The sequence below is a fragment of the Jeotgalicoccus aerolatus genome, assembly GCF_014635205.1.
GTDB lineage: Bacteria > Bacillota > Bacilli > Staphylococcales > Salinicoccaceae > Jeotgalicoccus > Jeotgalicoccus aerolatus.
This window is the reverse complement of the sequence record NZ_BMCN01000004.1, coordinates 175,250-191,583: the sequence shown is the minus strand read 5'-3', so window position 1 is coordinate 191,583 and position 16,334 is coordinate 175,250. Positions and strand designations below refer to the sequence as shown.

Annotated in this window: 22 protein-coding genes; 4 read left to right on the top strand and 18 right to left on the bottom strand. The window is 39.0% G+C overall.

All coding sequences use genetic code 11. The annotated features are described in order from the left end of the window. Window positions 1–2: 2 nt before the first annotated feature. The 7 genes from IEU81_RS10815 to IEU81_RS10785 form a co-directional block, all read right to left on the bottom strand. A complete protein-coding gene (locus tag IEU81_RS10815) occupies window positions 3–1,490 on the bottom strand; it encodes a hypothetical protein (RefSeq protein ID WP_186091018.1) in 1,488 nt (495 codons plus the stop codon). Continuing rightward, entirely contained in the window at window positions 1,490–1,816 is a 327-nt protein-coding gene (locus tag IEU81_RS10810) for a YfhH family protein (protein WP_092596135.1), read from the bottom strand. Before IEU81_RS10810 ends, IEU81_RS10815 begins: the two co-directional genes overlap by 1 nt. Then, window positions 1,809–2,579: a regulatory protein RecX gene (locus tag IEU81_RS10805; RefSeq protein WP_186091016.1), complete on the bottom strand. Its 771-nt coding sequence runs from the start codon at window positions 2,577–2,579 to the stop codon at window positions 1,809–1,811. Before IEU81_RS10805 ends, IEU81_RS10810 begins: the two co-directional genes overlap by 8 nt. Before the next feature lie 5 nt (window positions 2,580–2,584). Then, complete coding sequence (locus tag IEU81_RS10800; RefSeq protein ID WP_092596141.1) at window positions 2,585–3,094, bottom strand: acyl-CoA thioesterase; 510 nt, start codon at window positions 3,092–3,094, stop codon at window positions 2,585–2,587. A gap of 60 nt (window positions 3,095–3,154) precedes the next feature. Continuing rightward, window positions 3,155–3,310 carry a hypothetical protein gene (locus IEU81_RS10795; RefSeq protein WP_176760579.1) on the bottom strand — a complete coding sequence of 52 codons (156 nt, stop codon included), beginning with the start codon at window positions 3,308–3,310 and terminating at the stop codon, window positions 3,155–3,157. Window positions 3,311–3,394: 84 nt separating this feature from the next. Further along, window positions 3,395–4,627 carry an aminopeptidase gene (locus tag IEU81_RS10790; RefSeq protein WP_186091014.1) on the bottom strand — a complete coding sequence of 411 codons (1,233 nt, stop codon included), beginning with the start codon at window positions 4,625–4,627 and terminating at the stop codon, window positions 3,395–3,397. Between the two features lie 4 nt (window positions 4,628–4,631). Beyond that, a complete protein-coding gene (locus IEU81_RS10785; RefSeq protein WP_092596146.1) occupies window positions 4,632–4,832 on the bottom strand; it encodes a DUF1128 family protein in 201 nt (66 codons plus the stop codon). 183 nt (window positions 4,833–5,015) lie between these two features. Here IEU81_RS10785 and IEU81_RS10780 point away from each other — a divergent pair, with 183 nt between their 5' ends. From IEU81_RS10780 to IEU81_RS10770, 3 genes are read left to right on the top strand one after another with little or no spacing between them, the layout of a single operon-like run. Further along, window positions 5,016–5,333 carry a hypothetical protein gene (locus tag IEU81_RS10780; RefSeq protein ID WP_092596147.1) on the top strand — a complete coding sequence of 106 codons (318 nt, stop codon included), beginning with the start codon at window positions 5,016–5,018 and terminating at the stop codon, window positions 5,331–5,333. Window positions 5,334–5,389: 56 nt separating this feature from the next. Beyond that, on the top strand, window positions 5,390–6,415 hold the full coding sequence (locus IEU81_RS10775; RefSeq protein WP_092596148.1) for a YihY/virulence factor BrkB family protein: 1,026 nt from the start codon (window positions 5,390–5,392) through the stop codon (window positions 6,413–6,415). 1 nt (window position 6,416) lies between these two features. Next, window positions 6,417–6,986 carry a beta-class carbonic anhydrase gene (locus IEU81_RS10770; protein WP_092596151.1) on the top strand — a complete coding sequence of 190 codons (570 nt, stop codon included), beginning with the start codon at window positions 6,417–6,419 and terminating at the stop codon, window positions 6,984–6,986. 51 nt (window positions 6,987–7,037) lie between these two features. Here IEU81_RS10770 and map read toward each other — a convergent pair whose 3' ends face one another. From map to IEU81_RS10755, 3 genes are read right to left on the bottom strand one after another with little or no spacing between them, the layout of a single operon-like run. Beyond that, window positions 7,038–7,793 (bottom strand): type I methionyl aminopeptidase, encoded by a 756-nt coding sequence (gene map, locus IEU81_RS10765; RefSeq protein ID WP_092596154.1) that lies wholly within the window; start codon window positions 7,791–7,793, stop codon window positions 7,038–7,040. A 48-nt stretch (window positions 7,794–7,841) separates the two neighbouring features. Next, window positions 7,842–8,915 carry a DNA polymerase IV gene (dinB, locus tag IEU81_RS10760; protein WP_186091013.1) on the bottom strand — a complete coding sequence of 358 codons (1,074 nt, stop codon included), beginning with the start codon at window positions 8,913–8,915 and terminating at the stop codon, window positions 7,842–7,844. A gap of 47 nt (window positions 8,916–8,962) precedes the next feature. Beyond that, complete coding sequence (locus IEU81_RS10755; RefSeq protein ID WP_186091011.1) at window positions 8,963–9,529, bottom strand: DUF3267 domain-containing protein; 567 nt, start codon at window positions 9,527–9,529, stop codon at window positions 8,963–8,965. Window positions 9,530–9,603: 74 nt separating this feature from the next. Between IEU81_RS10755 and IEU81_RS10750 the strand changes: the two genes are divergently transcribed. Continuing rightward, window positions 9,604–10,647: an NAD(P)/FAD-dependent oxidoreductase gene (locus IEU81_RS10750; RefSeq protein ID WP_186091009.1), complete on the top strand. Its 1,044-nt coding sequence runs from the start codon at window positions 9,604–9,606 to the stop codon at window positions 10,645–10,647. Window positions 10,648–10,719: 72 nt separating this feature from the next. On the opposite strand, the gene IEU81_RS10745 is transcribed toward IEU81_RS10750, so the two are convergent. The 8 genes from IEU81_RS10745 to IEU81_RS10710 all read right to left on the bottom strand — a co-directional run bounded on the left by IEU81_RS10745 (window position 10,720) and on the right by IEU81_RS10710 (window position 16,230). Then, window positions 10,720–10,947 (bottom strand): hypothetical protein, encoded by a 228-nt coding sequence (locus IEU81_RS10745; protein WP_092596162.1) that lies wholly within the window; start codon window positions 10,945–10,947, stop codon window positions 10,720–10,722. Window positions 10,948–11,025: 78 nt separating this feature from the next. Continuing rightward, window positions 11,026–11,535, bottom strand: coding sequence for a hypothetical protein (locus tag IEU81_RS10740; protein ID WP_092596163.1), 510 nt, complete (start codon window positions 11,533–11,535; stop codon window positions 11,026–11,028). A gap of 110 nt (window positions 11,536–11,645) precedes the next feature. Beyond that, a complete protein-coding gene (gene lplA, locus IEU81_RS10735) occupies window positions 11,646–12,668 on the bottom strand; it encodes a lipoate--protein ligase (protein ID WP_186091007.1) in 1,023 nt (340 codons plus the stop codon). A 19-nt stretch (window positions 12,669–12,687) separates the two neighbouring features. After that, on the bottom strand, window positions 12,688–13,554 hold the full coding sequence (locus IEU81_RS10730) for an SIR2 family NAD-dependent protein deacylase (RefSeq protein ID WP_186091005.1): 867 nt from the start codon (window positions 13,552–13,554) through the stop codon (window positions 12,688–12,690). Between the two features lie 4 nt (window positions 13,555–13,558). Continuing rightward, window positions 13,559–14,338 carry a protein-ADP-ribose hydrolase gene (locus tag IEU81_RS10725; RefSeq protein WP_186091004.1) on the bottom strand — a complete coding sequence of 260 codons (780 nt, stop codon included), beginning with the start codon at window positions 14,336–14,338 and terminating at the stop codon, window positions 13,559–13,561. Window positions 14,339–14,425: 87 nt separating this feature from the next. Next, window positions 14,426–14,758: a glycine cleavage system H family protein gene (locus IEU81_RS10720; protein WP_092596180.1), complete on the bottom strand. Its 333-nt coding sequence runs from the start codon at window positions 14,756–14,758 to the stop codon at window positions 14,426–14,428. A gap of 2 nt (window positions 14,759–14,760) precedes the next feature. After that, on the bottom strand, window positions 14,761–15,789 hold the full coding sequence (locus IEU81_RS10715; RefSeq protein ID WP_186091002.1) for an LLM class flavin-dependent oxidoreductase: 1,029 nt from the start codon (window positions 15,787–15,789) through the stop codon (window positions 14,761–14,763). Window positions 15,790–15,807: 18 nt separating this feature from the next. Continuing rightward, window positions 15,808–16,230, bottom strand: coding sequence for a hypothetical protein (locus tag IEU81_RS10710; RefSeq protein ID WP_186091001.1), 423 nt, complete (start codon window positions 16,228–16,230; stop codon window positions 15,808–15,810). Window positions 16,231–16,334: the final 104 nt, after the last annotated feature.

Genomic DNA, 16,334 nt, shown 5'->3' with positions numbered 1-16,334 from the left:
ACCTACCTCCTCATATAATTCCAATTATTTTCAACGCTGTCGTAAATCATAAATCCTTCATCAACTCTAAAAATAGTTACTTCACCCGTGAGATTTAAATCTTCCGTAATCGTGTTATTTTCTGCGCCTTGGAATTCCATAGAAAATACTATGTCGCCAGCAAAGTGATAAGTAATCGGTATACCTGCCACGCTGCCGTGGTTCTCATCCAGAACATCGAATGTAATATTCTGTTCCAGGAATTCACGTTCTCCGTTTAAGTAATTGGAATAGAACATATAGTTGTTTTGAATGACAGGGCTCGTATACTGCAGCAGATCCATAAATTCTGCTTCTGTATACAGACTCGCAGGATTAAAATAAATCACTTCATCACGTCCGACTGTCTCTTCGGCACCCTGATATTCTACAGTATAATTTTCTTCTTTCGTATCAGTGACATTAAGCAGAGTATACTGCGGCAGCATCGTCCCGTTTAGTTCAAGACCATCTCTGTCAACAAAAGCATAGGAAATACGATCTGATGTCACTTCCTGATTTCTGTTCTCCTGTTCATCCGTGAAAGTCGGAGACTCACCTATAAAGGAAATATTCATAAATATTACGAGTGAAGATAACACCATAACGAAAGCGAGTACTAGCGTAACGATAATTTTTCTAATATTTATATTATCCAGAATCGATGCCTGCTGTTTACCGAGGCGTTTAAAGTTATCGCTGTACACTTCACCTTCGTAAACGTGTCTTTTCCATTCCAGATCAAACAGTGCTTCCTGTTCAATATTCTTAATCATACTCTTATCTTTTAAGTATTTGTTATAGCTTTCTACACCCTTTTCAACACTGCCTTCGAAACGGATCTGACCATAACTGACCCAAGTAAAGTAGTTTGCCATCTTTTCAATCGGCACCAGTTCAGTTTCTAAAAGCAAAACACCTCTGCCACTGTTTTCATGGTGATTAACGACACTTTGAAACTTTTCAAGGTCTTCAAGATGTTCGTAAAAGTTAGTAAAGATAATAACATCTGCATCAATTACACTGGAAATTTCAAGTAGTATATGAGCCAGCTGCTTACGGCTCAGTTCTGTCAATTTCTTTTTTAAATTGTTGCGGATGACAGGTTTATTATGAAGCTGCTCAACAGTAGCGGCAAATGCTTTACCGCTCTGATACTCCTCCAGCAGTTCTTCGATAAAAAAACTGAGCGTGAACGGATTATTGATATGATCCATAATATCGAGACTCAGCACACCGCCGCTCGTCTTCACTTTACCTTCCACCGGATCAAGCGTCCCGGTCAAAACTTCCTTAATATGAAATAAAGTTGTGTAATCACTTAACAGACCGAGTACTTCGCCTTCGTATAAGTGAATATTAATATTTTTAAGATGCGTTGAGCCTGCATTGCCAAGCATGCGTTTTTTAAAATCTTTTGCTTCTTTGCTATAAGACAGGTTTACCCCTTTTAACAAGATTTTATTTTCCATTATCTGACCTGTTTAGGCAGCTGCAGCATACTAACCGGAATCGCTGATTCTTTTTCATCTCCATTAACGAAAAAGCCCCATGCGAATATTCCTTTAATATACTCTACTTTAAAGTAGTGATCTTCCTGGCTGATTATCTTGTAAATTTTTCCGATTTCTATTAGGGATAAGTCTATCAAATAGCATTCCGCAATAAGCACCTGGCGTTCAAGCACACGGTATTCGTTTTCTACGCCCATCATTTCTGCGCGTCTCATCGCTTCCCGTTTCGTTTGAATATAGTGGTTTAATTCTTTGCGTGTCATTGTACTTAAGGATTCATCCATCGTGCATTCCGCCTAACTTTTCACTGATTTTTTCATAAGCGTACCCTTTACCCATCAGAGCAGCAATCATTTTCTGCTTAAGTTTAAATCCGCTTTCTTTTTTCTTGTACTTATTATAATATTTTTCAAAGTCTTTCTCAAAATATGCATCTTCGTCATAGTCATCATTGAAATCGATCATTTCAAAATGATGACCGCTATAGCCTCTTAATGTCAATTTTTCACGAAGTTTTTGCTTAAATTGAACATATGAACCCCTGTGGGTTCTAAGAAATTTATCTTTTAATTTATTCATGCGTTCAGCATCGATTAAGTCATCGAAAGCTTCTGTTTCATTGAGTATAACGCTCTCTTTTATATCGTGCTTTTTTAATTCTCTTTTAAGATGTCCAGGCCCTTTATCTGTCGTATTTAACAGTGTATTTCGCAGCGCTTTGGCATAGTTTTCATCATTTAAATACCCTTCATTTTCAAGACGATAAACAGTCTGTCTAATAATATCATCTTCGTAATCTTCATTTAAATAATCAAACATTTCCTTCACTGAACGAATTTTATAGCTGATGTATTTAATCGCAGCAACGTAGGCCTGATCATATTGTATATTCTGAACGATCTCATTAAATTCTGATTCGTCCAGCTCTTTTCCTGGAATCAGTACATAACGCACAAGAGATTCTTCGTGCACTTTAATCGACTGTCCATCATCGAACAGCACATCGTACATTTCTCTTTTCAGTTTTACAATACGTTTGATCTTCATAGAACTCACTCCAGTAAATCTGATGCGAAAAAGTTGCTGAGTGACTTGCTCTGCTCTTTTCTTTCCAGACGGCGCTCTGCACGCTCTTTGCCGGTATCTCTCAGCCACTCCAGGCGTTCGTTATCAGGCTCTATTTTAGGTACTTCAACTGTCTTGTTATTATCGTCTAAAGCGACGAATGTTAAGAAAGAAAAAGCTGCCAGTGTCTTGCCTGACTCTCTCGTTAAGTCTTCTTTTGATATTTTAACCATGACTTCCATTGAGCTGCGGCCGGTATGTGTCACCATCGCTTCAAGTATTACGATTTCTCCAACATTAATTGGCTTCAAAAAGTCCATCGAGTCAATCGAAGCTGTCACGACTGATTCACGGCAGTGTCGGCGTGCACTGATTGCTGCAATATCATCGACATACTGCAGCAGCCTCCCGCCAAATAAAGTACCGTGTGAGTTTGAATCCGGCGGCAGGACGTTTGCAGTTTTAACTGTATATGATTCTGACATTAATTTTTTCATTGTTTATTCCCCTTTATTAATAAAAATAGAGGAGATTTACATCCCCTCTACATAAGTGTCTTATATTTTGCGCTCAAGCGCTTCTTCCGGTGTATCTACCACAAGTGCATCTTTACTGTGGAACGCTTGTGCCAGGAAGTAGTAAAGCACTCCTGAAAAACCGAGAATTGCAAATACAAAAGATAAAACGACTAAAAGCATTAGCCAGCTACTCATAAAAATCCTCCTCAACAGAACTTTCCAATATAATAATTAATTAAATTGTATCATATTTACAAATGAATTGTAGGCTTATTTTGTTTAAAATGCCCAGTTTCCATCTGTAAAGACAGGGGATTCATTACCATCCTGATCTATTCCGAATATATTCAGTTTCTCTGAACCGATCATAAAATCAACATGAGTGATAGAATCGTTCAGCCCGGCTTCATCCAGTGCTTCACGCGACATCTCTTTACCGCCCTCTATAGAGAATGCATAGGCGCTGCCGAGCGCAATATGACATGACGCATTTTCATCAAAGAGCGTATTGTAGAAAAGAATGCCTTCATTCGATATCGGCGAATCAGCCGGTACAAGTGCCACTTCACCGAGGCGTTTTGAACCTTGGTCCGTATCGATAATGTTTTTAAGAATATCGTAGCCTCTTCCCGCTTCGTATTCGACAACTTCTCCGTCTTTAAATGTCAGTTTAAAGTCATCGATAATGTTGCCGCCGTGACTGAGGGGCAGTGTATTAGAGACGTAGCCGTCTACCCTGTTTTTATCAGGCGCTGTAAATACTTCTTCTGTCGGCATATTTGCCATAAATGAATCACCGTTTGAATCAGTGCTTGATGCACCAGCCCACAGATGATTAACAGGGAGACCGATCGTTAAGTCTGTACCGGGAGCCTCGTAGCGTAAGGCAGTAAACTGTTTATCATTTAAGTAATCTACTTTTTCATGCAGCGTCTTATCGTGTTCGAACCAAGCCTCTACAGGATTTTCAAGATCTGCACGCACCGTGTACAGTACGAGTTCTAATAGCGCATCCACTGCTTCATCGTCGGGCAGTTCAGGATAAACGAGGCGTGCCCATTCTACAGAAGGATAACCGGCAACACACCATGAATGGAAGTCGCTTTGTGTACGCGCTGAAAATTCTTTGAACGCTTGTCCCGATGCCACTTGCATTGCCTGCAGTTTACTTGGTGCAACATCTTTCAACAGTTCCGGAGAACTTGAAATAATACTCAGGAAACCTGCTTTTTCATCACTGTAATACATCCGTTCCGCCACTTGGAAATCATGTACGACAGACAGCTCCTCTTCACTTCGGTATTCAGCATTCAATCGGGACAGAGTGTCATCGCCGAGAGATACTTTAACTTCTTTTGAACCTCTTTCATAAGCAATCTTAGTCACTAATCGGACTAGCGGCAATGCATCTGTAGTAGCACGGATATATAATCTTTTACCGTTTGTAATATTTATCCCTACATCTACTAACAGTTCTGCATATTTATATAATTTCTCTTCGATATTCATCATATCATCACTGCTTTCTCATTTTTGATAGTTCTTCTATTACAGCTGACTGTTCAGCTGCAGATATTTGACCGCGTGACTCGAGCATCTCTTTAATATCGTTCAGCTCGCTCACTTTTTCATCGCTGTAGTCATCGGGTTTAAATATACCTCTATTTACTACATTCAATTTTTGTACTATATCTTCTAAAATCTGCGTTTTATCCATAGCTATCCCCTTTCAGTTCCTTAATTTCTATCTTAACAAATAATAATAAAAATATATATTATCTTACAAAAGCTTTTAAAATCACATTTCTATATTATTATGCTTAATTTCTTAAGTTAAAAAGTTTATACTTGGTGAATATAGGTTATATTTAATACAAAGCTAACTAAAGGAGAATCAGTTATGAAAAACAAACTTGTACCAGCTATAGTAATTGGAGCCGCTGTCGGCGGATTAATTGCATTAATTGATAAAGGAACCCGGGAGTCATTAGTTTCCAATACTAAGAGCATAAAACATTACGCAACGAATCCTGATGATCTTAAACAGCGTTTTAATGAACCGTCAGGCGAACCGTCTAAAGTCGATATGATTAAAGATGAAGTTCTGTTCTGGAAAGATACAATTGAAGAAATCCGCCGCAATAATCCAGAATTGGAACGTGCATTAATCGATGCAAAAGATACATTCCAATCTAAACGGGAAAAAAAATTAAATTAAAATTTAACAAGGACTATTTTAAAAGATAGTCCTTTTATTTTAGCCGAGGTGTGATTATGTCTAAAAAAGAAACGTCATCAAAATTGCTGAATCAAATTAAAGAAGAAAAAGAAATTGGAAATAAACAAGGCGATATTTTCGTCGATAAAGCAAATTTTAAATCACAAAATTCTAAAAAACCGAATGAACATATTTACGTATCAAAAATTAACAAACCGGCGAAACTGAAAGAAGACGGCGGCTTTTTAAGCCGGCTGCTTTTCAGATTCTCTCACGACAATACGACTGGAATGGCGGCTCAGCTTGCTTATTATTTCCTGCTTGCTATATTCCCGCTCCTTATATTCCTGCTGTCGATCGTACCGTTATTTAGAATTGAACCGGAATTGATTACATCATTCATTAACGATTATGCCCCGTCGGAAATTTCCGGCTTGCTGGAAGGAATTATTACAGATGTCCTGAATAATTCAGGCGGCGGGATTTTATCGGTTGGTTTAATTTTGACACTGTGGTCTGCATCTAACGGTATGACAGCCTTAATGAATGCCTTTAACGTTGCCTACGACATCGAGGACAGCCGCAGTTTTGTAGTGACTAAGCTGCTTTCAGTATTCTTTACAGTAATCTTATCGCTATCTGTTATTTTAACTTTTGTACTGATTGTATTTGGCGAACAAATCGGAAACCTAATGTTCGGTATTATCGGACTGGATGATCAGTTCTCTACAGTTTGGAACTTAGTCAGAAGTCTCCTGCCGCTGCTGCTCGTATTTGTTGTATTCCTGATTATGTATATGACAGCGCCTAATATTAAATTGAAACTCAAGTCTGTCATTCCAGGAACAATTTTTACTACAATTGCCTTCTTAGCAGCATCATGGGGCTTCAGCTATTACGTGTCGAACTTCGGAAACTATTCGGCAACATACGGTTCGATTGCAGGTGTGATCATTTTAATTTTCTGGCTGTACATTACAGGTGTTATAATAATCCTTGGGGCGCAAATTAACTCTATTCTTCACAAGCGCACTGTACTGAAGGAACAAGAACAAAGTAATGAAAAGGAAGTGTCAGTTTAAAATGACTTTACTGGATGATTTGCTGCAGGCAAATGAAGCATTCGTTAAAAACGAAGAATTTAAAGCTTTTACTACCGATAAGACACCGAACAAAAAAGCAGTATTTCTCAGCTGTATGGATACACGTCTGTCAGAGCTTTCAACTAAAGCACTCGGCTTAAAAAACGGAGATATTAAACAGCTGAAAAATGCAGGTGCAGTCGTCTCGCATCCATACGGGAGTACGATGCGCAGTATTCTTGTTGCGGTCTATGCTTTGAATGTTGATGAAGTATATATTATGGGGCATCATGACTGTGGATTCGGCGCTCTGAAGCCGGAACCTGTTATTGAAGAAATGAAGGCGCGCGGTATCGATGCCGAAACATTTAATACACTTAAAAATTCAGGCATTGATGTAACAAACTGGCTGAAAGGCTTCGACAGTGTCGAAGAAAGCGTCACAGAAACAGTCAGCAATGTTAAAAACCACCCGCTGCTCGCTCAGTCGATACCTGTACATGGTCTCGTCATGGATCCTGAAACCGGTAAAGTTGATGTCATCGTTAACGGCTATGAAAATGTGAAATAGAAGTATAAAAAAACCTTGTGTATCTAAAAATAGATACACAAGGTTTTTTACTTAGTCTTCGATTTTAGTCAGCAGTTTAGGGCCATCTTTTGTAACCATAATCGTATGTTCTTTTTGAGCAACATAACTGCCGTCTTTCGTTTCAAAAGCCCAATCATTCTTACCGTCTGTAACCAGTGTCGCTTTTGACGAAATGAAGGGTTCTACTGCGATAACCATACCTTCTTTTAAAATCGTTCGGTCTGTCGGATCGTAATAGTTCATAATGTGCTGCGGCTTATCGTGAAGACTTTTCCCAACACCGTGGCCGGTTAAGTTTTTAACAACTGTTAAACCGTTTTGGCGCGCCGTGTTGAATACTGCACGTCCAATCTGACTGACTTTAGCCCCCGGCTTAATTTTCTTCATTGCTTCTTCAAAAGCGAGTGCAGTCACATCAATTACTTTTTGTTTTAATGGATCATCTGCTTGACCGGCAATAAAAGAAATACCAGTATCAGAATAATATCCGTCTTTAACTGCTGAAATATCTACGTTAACGATGTCGCCGTCTTTAATTTGACGCGGCCCTGGAATGCCGTGTGCAACTTCTTCATTAATACTGATGCAAGTGTAGCCCGGGAAGTCATATTCACTGATCGGTGCACTTTTTGCACCCGCTTCTTCCAGCAGCTGACCTGCGTAATTATCGAGTTCTTTCGTTGTCATGCCGACTTTGGCATGTTCAACTGTCGCTTTTAAAACACGTCCGCATATTTGGCCAATCTCTTCTAATTTTTGGAGTTCTTCATCTGTTTTTACAATCATTATTATACCTTCTTACATTTAGTCTTATTTACTATTATAACAAAGTTGCTACATTATAAAATCATATATGGTCATATTTCTGTATAATCGGGTTTCTAAAGCTGAAACAGTCACACCGATTAAACGAATCGGTACGTCTTCTTCTTTCACTTCGTGATAAAGATTATATGCATAGTGATAAATATCCTTTGCAGTATATACCGGATCCATAGTCATCATCTGCTTTGAATGGGACTCAAAGTCACCGGTTTTAATCTTCACTGTAACAACCTTGCCTGCGAGTGACTTGTCTAGAAGACGGCTGCTGACTTTTGCCGACAGTTCTTCAAGCACTCCTAATATCTCACTGTCATCATTTCTGTCATAGTTAAATGTCGTTTCTTTACCAACTGATTTACGTTCTCTTTCTACAGTCAGTTCGTTTGTTCCGATACCGCGCGCCTTATTATATAAACTCTCACCGCGTTTGCCGAATTTTAAAATTAAATCATTTTTTGATATATCATACAAATCTTTGCCTGTTTTAATACCCATGCCGATCATCTTTTCTTCAGTGACCTTGCCGACTCCCGGGAATTTACCGATAGGCAGTTCATGAAGTATTTCCAGTACATTATTATAATCTATTACTGTCGTCGCTTTAGGTTTATTCATCCCTGAAGCGATCTTTGCCAAGTATTTATTATATGAAATTCCGCTGCTTGAAGTCAGTCCGGTTTTTTCAAATATTTCACTTTGGATGGCGAGTGCAATACTTCTCGATGACCGTTCTTTACTGACAAGCTCAGTAATGTCTAAATAAGCCTCGTCCAGACTCAGCGGTTCAATTAAATCTGTATAGCTTAAAAATATATCTCTGACCTGCCCGGAAATTTCTTTATAACGTTCGAATCGCGGATGGACAAATATGCCGTCAGGGCACAATTTATGTGCAGTTTTAGTCGGCATTGCGGAATGTACACCGTATTTACGCGCTTCATAACTCGCTGTCGCAACGACTCCCCTGTTAAAAGAGCGGCCGCCGACGATCACCGGTTTACCTCTTAATTCAGGGTTATCATACTGTTCGACCTGAGCATAAAATGCATCCATATCAATATGAATGATTCGTTTTTCCATCATCCTCACCCAAATCTATTATACCAAAAAACGAACACTTGTTCTACACATTAAATTGCCTCTTCCTTTGTTTCATATAAGCTCATTCCTACTTCTGTATCTACCGCATAAGCAAGATTTCTGTGTTTTAATATTAAATATAAATAGTAAAAATCACCGGCACATGCTGCAGTATGAAGCGCAATGTAATATTTATAAGCGGGATTAGGCATCGTAAACATCATGAAAAGCATGACCGCTGTAAGAATGACAAACGGCATAATAATGATGATGAAAAACTGCCCTCTTTTATATACATGGCCGGGCGAGGTTGCGTATGCCATACCTGCTTTAAAACCAAATTTTACCTTGCCCTTCGGGTTAAATACTTTAAAAAATAAACCGTGAATGGCTTCGTGAATAATGACTATAATAAAAAAAAGTGCGATAATAAAAAACACTGCTCCGACGATTCCGAATTGTTCTCTGCCGATCAATGCACTGCTGGTCGGATGGATTACAAATATTTCAAGAACATACATCGAAATGAGCGTCACAATCAGTGCGATCATCTGAATCCATGATATGCTTTTCAGTGCAGATTTATCTTCAAATATGTTCAATTCGAGCTTGTTCATGTCCATGCCTCTTTCATATTTTTATAAATTAACGATATCATAATCGTTACAGCAATTACACAGGAGTGATTTAAATGAATATTACGATTATAGGCGGCGGGCTTGCCGGTGCCTCGATCGGCTACCATCTCGTTAAGATGGGTCACACGGTAACAATCTATGACCGCGAAGATAAAGGCCAGGCAACTTTTGCATCAGCAGGCATCGTCTGTCCCTGGATCAGCCAGCGCCGCAATAAGAAATGGTACCGTCTGGTCACTGCCAGCGCCCGTTACTATCCAGATTTCATTCGTACTTTAGAAAGCGAAACTGATATGTCGACAGGGTATAAAAACAGCGGAGCAATATGCCTCTTTAAGCCGGATATTTTTGATAAGGCGACTAAAAGAATTAGTGATAAAGCAATCGGTCATCCAGAAGTCGGCCAGGTCAGACAGCTGACCAGGGAAGAGTTATCTGAGCTGCATCCTTCATTAACAACGAAATATCCTGCTTTAATTGTCGAGGGCGGCGGCCAAGTCAGAGGCTTGAAGCTGCTTCAGGCAATAAAAACAGCTTTTATAAAACACGGCGGTCATTGGAAACAAGAATCCTATGAAGGTTCTGACGATGATTCCTTTAAAATATATACTACCGGTGCCTGGGGTTCAGAACAGGACTACCAGCCTAAAATTGCACATCAGCGTGCTGAAATTATGCATTTTAAATTATTAAATCAAAAGACAGTACAATCCCCGGTTGTTATGGCTCTCGGCCCGACATATATCGTTCATCTGGAAGATGATAATTATGTGATCGGAACAACGCATATTGATACGGATTCTTTTGATACATCGCCGACTGAAGAAAGCCGTGCATATTTAACAGAGGAATTATATAAGTACTTTAAACCGGAAGATGTCGAAATTACTAAAATGGGTGTCGGCCTAAAACCGTATACCCGCGACTACCTGCCTTTTATCGGCTATGCAGATAAAAATACTTTTATCGTAAACGGTATGGGTTCGACAGGTTTGACAGCCAGTCCGTTTGTAGGTCTTGAAGTTGCAAAATTAATCAATAATCAGCAGACGGAACTTGATTTGAATGACTACAGCTATATTGAACCTCAAACGTGATTGATTCACTATATTGAAACACAATAACGGCCTGAAAATCTCTGCTTTAAGATTTTCAGGCCGTTATACAGTTTATACAAAGAAATTAATCATGGCGTATACATAATACAGGAATAAAATACCGTTAACGATTAACACCGCCAGCCCTATTTTATCTTTTCTGTAGTTGTAATTAATATAGCTGAATATCGTTCCGAGCAGTGTCAGCAATATGTTTAAAATCCACACGACTGAAGCTTCCATAAACAGAGGCAGCAGCAAAACAAGGACTGGAATTGCCACACAAAGTATTCTTAACATATTACTGCCTCCTAATCTGTTTTGTTAATGTCAATTTTACAATATTTTAAAAATTAATACAAAGCTTTAAACACCGTCTTACCAGTTCCGGTGAAGCAGACGGGCAATATGATAATCCTCCCGCTTATACAGCTTATACATAAAATACATTAAAATAAGCATACTTGTCTCAATATCCGATGTCTCTTCCACGAAGATTTTATGGTCATTGATTGAACCGATCAGATTATCTTCCCTATGCAATGTCAGCGTGACTTCTTTATCATCTTTAAAAATGTAAGGCGTATCCAGTACGCTGCCGTCCGCCCTGAAGTTCATGAAATTTTTAAGCTTTCTCTCTTTAAATGTATAATGTTTTCCCATATATTCCAATGTATATTTCGCCACGTTAAAATCTTTAAATCTTCGTCTTTGAAGACCAAGCAAAATTTCAGCACCATCCACGTGCTGGAAACCATAAGTATTTTTTTCATCACAGCCTGATATGGTTGTCGCAAACACATCCCCGACAACGTTGTTGCTGCTGTCTGTAATGGTCACACCCTGATGGGATTCCTGATCGATCACTTTGGCATATAACTGCTGCACTGAACACCCTCCTGTCACACTTTCAGTTTCTATCATTTTACCATAATTTATACAAATTAGAGTATCTTCATAAGTGAAGATACCCTGAATGATCTTGATTTATACTTATTTTAGCTCAAAATTAAATTTGTCAGTTCTTCTGCCTGCAGTTTACCAAAATAATGGTTTAAGTCGAGCGTATTTAATTTCTCATTCAAGTCCTCTCTGACGACTCTTGTCCCTTTTAGCGCTTCTTCGACTTCTTTAATTTCACCCTGCCCGAAGAAGTCTCCAAAGATAGAGCATTGATCGATGCGCCCGCCTTCTATTTCTAAAGAAATATCAACTGTTCCTGCCGATAAACGCCCGTCTCTGTTATAAGAATAACGCGGTGATTTACCATAGTTCCAATCCCAGTTTTTATATTTATCTTCAACCAGTTTATCGATTGCCTGCCAGTCTTCTTCTGTTAAGACATAACGTTTTGCATCGTTCACATCTTCAATGGACAGAAACTCTTTTATAATCAGATCCTTAAATTCATCAGTGGTCACATTTTTATATTCAGGTGCGAGATGTTCACGCAATGTTGTGACACGCGCCTCGACAGATTTTATACCTTTGGATTCAATTTTTTTCTGGTTGGGATTTAATACAGCTACCATCGCTTCAGCATTGATATCAAGCAGCAATGAAAAACCGCCGTAGACGCGTCCATTTGTCATTGTCATGGCACCGCCGGATACCTTTTTGCCGTCGATGATTAAATCATTTCGGCCGCTTTGTTCGACATTTTTTACACCGAGATTATTTAGGGCCTGAATGACTGGTTCGTACATTTTTTTATAATCTCCGTATACGCCTGTACTTTCAGGTACGAGAAAACAAACGTTCACTGCACCGTCATCAACTAAAATCGCACCGCCGCCCGTATCTCTTCTGACGAGCAGAATGTCATTCTCTTCTAAATACTCCTGATTGACTTCGGAAACAGCATTTTGAAAGCGTCCGATTTCTACTTTAGGTTTGCAGTGATAAGGGAAAAGAATTCCTTCATCTAAAAAGATATTATTTTGAACATAAACTTGCATTGCCAGTGCATATGCCCCATCGGTAATATATTCCCCATTTCTAAACGGTTCAATTAAATACATAACATTCATCCTTTAGCTGTTAATTATTGTGTGCGTTTAAAATTGTTTCTTTAATATCATCAGTTAAAAATACAGTCTGAGGTTTAATTGCTTCCGGTATGCGGTAAGATTTCTGATTCATTGTAACGAACAATGCATTCTCATTTTGACGGGTCTGACGCCAAAATGGATGTTTTATAAATTGCGGTGTTGTGTGGCCGACACCAATTTCCAAATAGATAACTTTATCTGAATCATGCGCTTTTAAAAATGCATTATAATCGTCTCTTTGAGCATTGAATGCGTCGTCTTCAACCATGCCTTTTTCAGCAGTCCGTTTATTTTTCTCCATCGGTGCACCGCATTCTGGACAGTGCGGTACCAGTTCAGAAGGTATTTTCATATCTACTTGTTTTTCTACCATCTCCAAAATCAAGTCATCATCACGATAAGTTTTATCATGGCAAAAGTCTGAACACTGCAAACGAACGTATTCACCTTGATAGTACAATACTTTATCCATATTATAACCCGCAGCGTAAAATGCATTGTCTGCATTCGTCGTAATGACATAATACGGTTTTTTCTCAATCATTTCCTTTAATGCTATATATGCTTCACCTGCAGGCTGATCAAGATAATTCAATTTTATAAAACGGCTTTGAAATGCCCAGTACTCTTCCCAAGTTGAAAATTTATACAAGCTGGCCTGAAGCATATCCAGCCATTTATATTTTTCGATAAAATCCGGAAAGTTACTGTTAAATCTCTCACCGATATAAGTAAATCCGTCTGCAGCTGACATACCTGCTCCGATGCCGACAACGACCGCATCCGCTTCATCCAGCACGCCTTTTAATATTTCACTTTCAGGATGTTTCTGTTCCAGTGTTTTCCATACTTTCATGCAACTACGACCTTTCTTCAGTCAAAATATTTTCATAAATTTTACGGTTTTCTTCATCAAATACATTAAATACTACATCTATAGATGATTCATTTTCTGCTAAGTAAGTTTTTACAGCTGACACTGCAGTTTCGGCTGCATCCTCTTTCGGATACCCGAATACACCGGTTGAAATACTGCAGAATGCGATCGATTTAATATTGTGATCATCCGCAGTTTTCAGACAGCTCGTATAGCACTTTGCCAGCAAATCTCTTTTCATACTGGAAACTTTATTATTTTGAACTATCGGGCCGACGGTATGAATCACATAATCCGCAGGTAAATTGTAGGCAGCTGTAATTTTCGCACGTCCCACAGCTTCTTTACGGCCCTGTTTCTTCATTAATGTGGCGCATGCCAGTCTCAATTGAAGGCCTGCTTTAGTATGGATAATATTATCGATACAATTGTGATTGGGTATAAAGCAGCCGAGCATTTCAGCATTTGCAGCATTCACAACCGCTTCAATTTTCAATGTTGTGATATCGCCCTGCCAAATATATATCTGATTCTCTTTATCTTTTATATTTTCAAAATCGGTAATCTCTTTACTATTATATTCCGATAAAAAAGCGTCCTGAACATCGAGAAATTCTCGGCCCGCTTTCACAGCGGGGCGTTCATTCGCCAATCCGCGGTACATTTCAAATCGGTCCTCGAAAGATTTAGGGACATACTGCTGCACTTTTTTCTCCTGCTGCATATATGATATTAAAAAATGCAGTCTGTCCGTTTGACTCATCAACTGTAATCACCCAATTCTAAAAAAAGACTCACACTCAATGTATACATATGAATGTAAGCCTTATAATATAATTTTTGCTTCTATTTACGCGTCAGCAAGCGCATTAAATTCAGCTTCATCTACATCAGTCAATTTAACGACCCAGCTTTCTTCCGCTTTAGCTGAGTTTAATAATGTTGGTTCGTCTGTTGCCTTATCGTTTACTGCAACAATTTTACCCGCTAAAGGAGATGCAAGGTCCAGTACAGTTTTAGAAGCTTCCAGTTCCAGAAGCGAATCATTTTTCTCTACTTCTTTTTCTTTAGTAAATTCAACAAAACCGACAGTGCCGATGTCGTCTTGTAGTTCAGGCGTCATAATAAGCGTATATTCGCCGCCATTTTTTTCTACCCATAAATAGTTAGCAACTTTTTTCATTATTATCCTTCTTCCTTTTTTATTAGATTAAATTCCGCAGCAAGGCATTCAATTGCGTGCTGTCTGTTTTCTGATTTTGGCATTAAAGGAATCAGCAGCAGTTCATCTGCAGTGAGCGCCTCACTCAATGTTTCCAGCTGTTCTTTAACACTTTTTGCATCGCCGATTACCATGCGGGAACGGTTTTCAGAAAGTTTTTGAACTTCTTCTACAGTATAAGTGTATTTCTCTGCAGTTTCAACCGACGGAAATCGTTTAAATTCACTGAAATTCATTTTCCCGAGCAGCCACAGATCTAAAGCCTTGGCAAGCCTCGATGCTTCTTCATTTGTATCAGCAACAACGACAAATGGCGCTGCCATAACACGCGGTTCTTTCATGACTGCTGACGGTGTAAATTCAGCCCTGTAAACGTCAGCTGCTTCTCTGCCAGCAGATATCTTATCTTTTGAAGCATGCGGGAATAGGCCGAAGGTATAACCAATACCTTGCCGCGCTGCCAGCTGAGCAGTCCGGACACTCGTGCTGAGCACCCACATTTCAGGGTTCGTTTCGCCTGTCGGGTTCGCTGTCACTTCATTGAAACGGTGGTTTTTATCGTCTGTATTTGTTACATATTTTTTAATATCATTGATATTTTCTTCATAACGCTGCTTTCTCGGGCGCATTTCATTCATCGATTTATTCACAAGCGGTGTTCCAAGTGTATTGCCGATACCGAGATCTACACGATTTGGATAGAGGTTTTCAAGCATTCTGAAGTTCTCTGCAACTTTCAGGGGACTGTAATGCGGAATCATAACACCGCCGGAACCGAGACGGATCGATGACGTTTTCCCAAGCAAGTGCATCATCATCATCTCCGGGCTGCTGCTGGCGAATGCATTCACATCGTGATGCTCAGCCATCCAGAAACGGTGGTAACCGAACTGTTCTGCAGTCTGCGCCAGTTTGACCGTATTAGTAAGTGCATCTGCTGCCGTTTCTCCTTCATCAATCACGGCATAATCCAATATGTTTATTTTAAGCATTTAAACCTGTCCTTTTTATCATATCAATTGAACTGTCAAATTCAGTTCATTATTATTTATCACGCTGATCATTTCAACAATTTCATCATTCGATGTATCGACAACATATTCTCCCGACAGATTGTCTGCATCACGATAAAATAATTTGATGCGGTCAATACTGAAGAAATCATGTTCCAGCATTGCAAGCATACTGTTTAAATGATCAAACTCTGCATAATCTTCACGCGCCAAAAGAATCTTGTTGCGCTCTTCCCTGTATTCATTTAATGATTTCCGGTCGATAACCAGTTCGATATTATCTTCATTTAAATCTATCCGCTCAAAATGCTTTGCATCAACTGCAATACGTTTTTCACCTAATCCAACAATATCATCGATAAAAGATACTGCAGTAAATTTGACGTTTTTAACATTTTCAACATCCAGTAATTGCTTCATTTACATACCCTCACACCATCATAATATTACTCCGATTGTATCACAGTCCCCTCATGAACTCAGCTCGCTTGCTCAATTATAAATCCAACTGATTGACAATGAAT

Bases quoted from the DNA above. Each gene is read 5' to 3' on its own strand.
- IEU81_RS10785 (WP_092596146.1), bottom strand. From the start codon at position 4,832: ATGGATAAAACGCAGATTTTAGAAGATATAGTACAAAAATTGAATGTA.
- IEU81_RS10755 (WP_186091011.1), bottom strand. From the start codon at position 9,529: ATGAACAAGCTCGAATTGAACATATTTGAAGATAAATCTGCACTGAAA.
- lplA (WP_186091007.1), bottom strand. From the start codon at position 12,668: ATGTATTTAATTGAACCGTTTAGAAATGGGGAATATATTACCGATGGG.
- IEU81_RS10800 (WP_092596141.1), bottom strand. From the start codon at position 3,094: ATGAAAAAATTAATGTCAGAATCATATACAGTTAAAACTGCAAACGTC.
- IEU81_RS10710 (WP_186091001.1), bottom strand. From the start codon at position 16,230: ATGAAGCAATTACTGGATGTTGAAAATGTTAAAAACGTCAAATTTACT.
- IEU81_RS10720 (WP_092596180.1), bottom strand. From the start codon at position 14,758: ATGAAAAAAGTTGCTAACTATTTATGGGTAGAAAAAAATGGCGGCGAA.
- map (WP_092596154.1), bottom strand. From the start codon at position 7,793: ATGATTGTAAAAACAGATGAAGAACTCCAAAAATTAGAAGAGATTGGC.
- IEU81_RS10780 (WP_092596147.1), top strand. From the start codon at position 5,016: ATGAAAAACAAACTTGTACCAGCTATAGTAATTGGAGCCGCTGTCGGC.
- IEU81_RS10745 (WP_092596162.1), bottom strand. From the start codon at position 10,947: ATGTTAAGAATACTTTGTGTGGCAATTCCAGTCCTTGTTTTGCTGCTG.
- IEU81_RS10725 (WP_186091004.1), bottom strand. From the start codon at position 14,338: ATGAGTCAAACGGACAGACTGCATTTTTTAATATCATATATGCAGCAG.
- dinB (WP_186091013.1), bottom strand. From the start codon at position 8,915: ATGATGGAAAAACGAATCATTCATATTGATATGGATGCATTTTATGCT.
- IEU81_RS10790 (WP_186091014.1), bottom strand. From the start codon at position 4,627: ATGATGAATATCGAAGAGAAATTATATAAATATGCAGAACTGTTAGTA.
- IEU81_RS10715 (WP_186091002.1), bottom strand. From the start codon at position 15,789: ATGCTTAAAATAAACATATTGGATTATGCCGTGATTGATGAAGGAGAA.
- IEU81_RS10805 (WP_186091016.1), bottom strand. From the start codon at position 2,579: ATGAAGATCAAACGTATTGTAAAACTGAAAAGAGAAATGTACGATGTG.
- IEU81_RS10775 (WP_092596148.1), top strand. From the start codon at position 5,390: ATGTCTAAAAAAGAAACGTCATCAAAATTGCTGAATCAAATTAAAGAA.
- IEU81_RS10815 (WP_186091018.1), bottom strand. From the start codon at position 1,490: ATGGAAAATAAAATCTTGTTAAAAGGGGTAAACCTGTCTTATAGCAAA.
- IEU81_RS10770 (WP_092596151.1), top strand. From the start codon at position 6,417: ATGACTTTACTGGATGATTTGCTGCAGGCAAATGAAGCATTCGTTAAA.
- IEU81_RS10750 (WP_186091009.1), top strand. From the start codon at position 9,604: ATGAATATTACGATTATAGGCGGCGGGCTTGCCGGTGCCTCGATCGGC.
- IEU81_RS10795 (WP_176760579.1), bottom strand. From the start codon at position 3,310: ATGAGTAGCTGGCTAATGCTTTTAGTCGTTTTATCTTTTGTATTTGCA.
- IEU81_RS10810 (WP_092596135.1), bottom strand. From the start codon at position 1,816: ATGGATGAATCCTTAAGTACAATGACACGCAAAGAATTAAACCACTAT.
- IEU81_RS10730 (WP_186091005.1), bottom strand. From the start codon at position 13,554: ATGAAAGTATGGAAAACACTGGAACAGAAACATCCTGAAAGTGAAATA.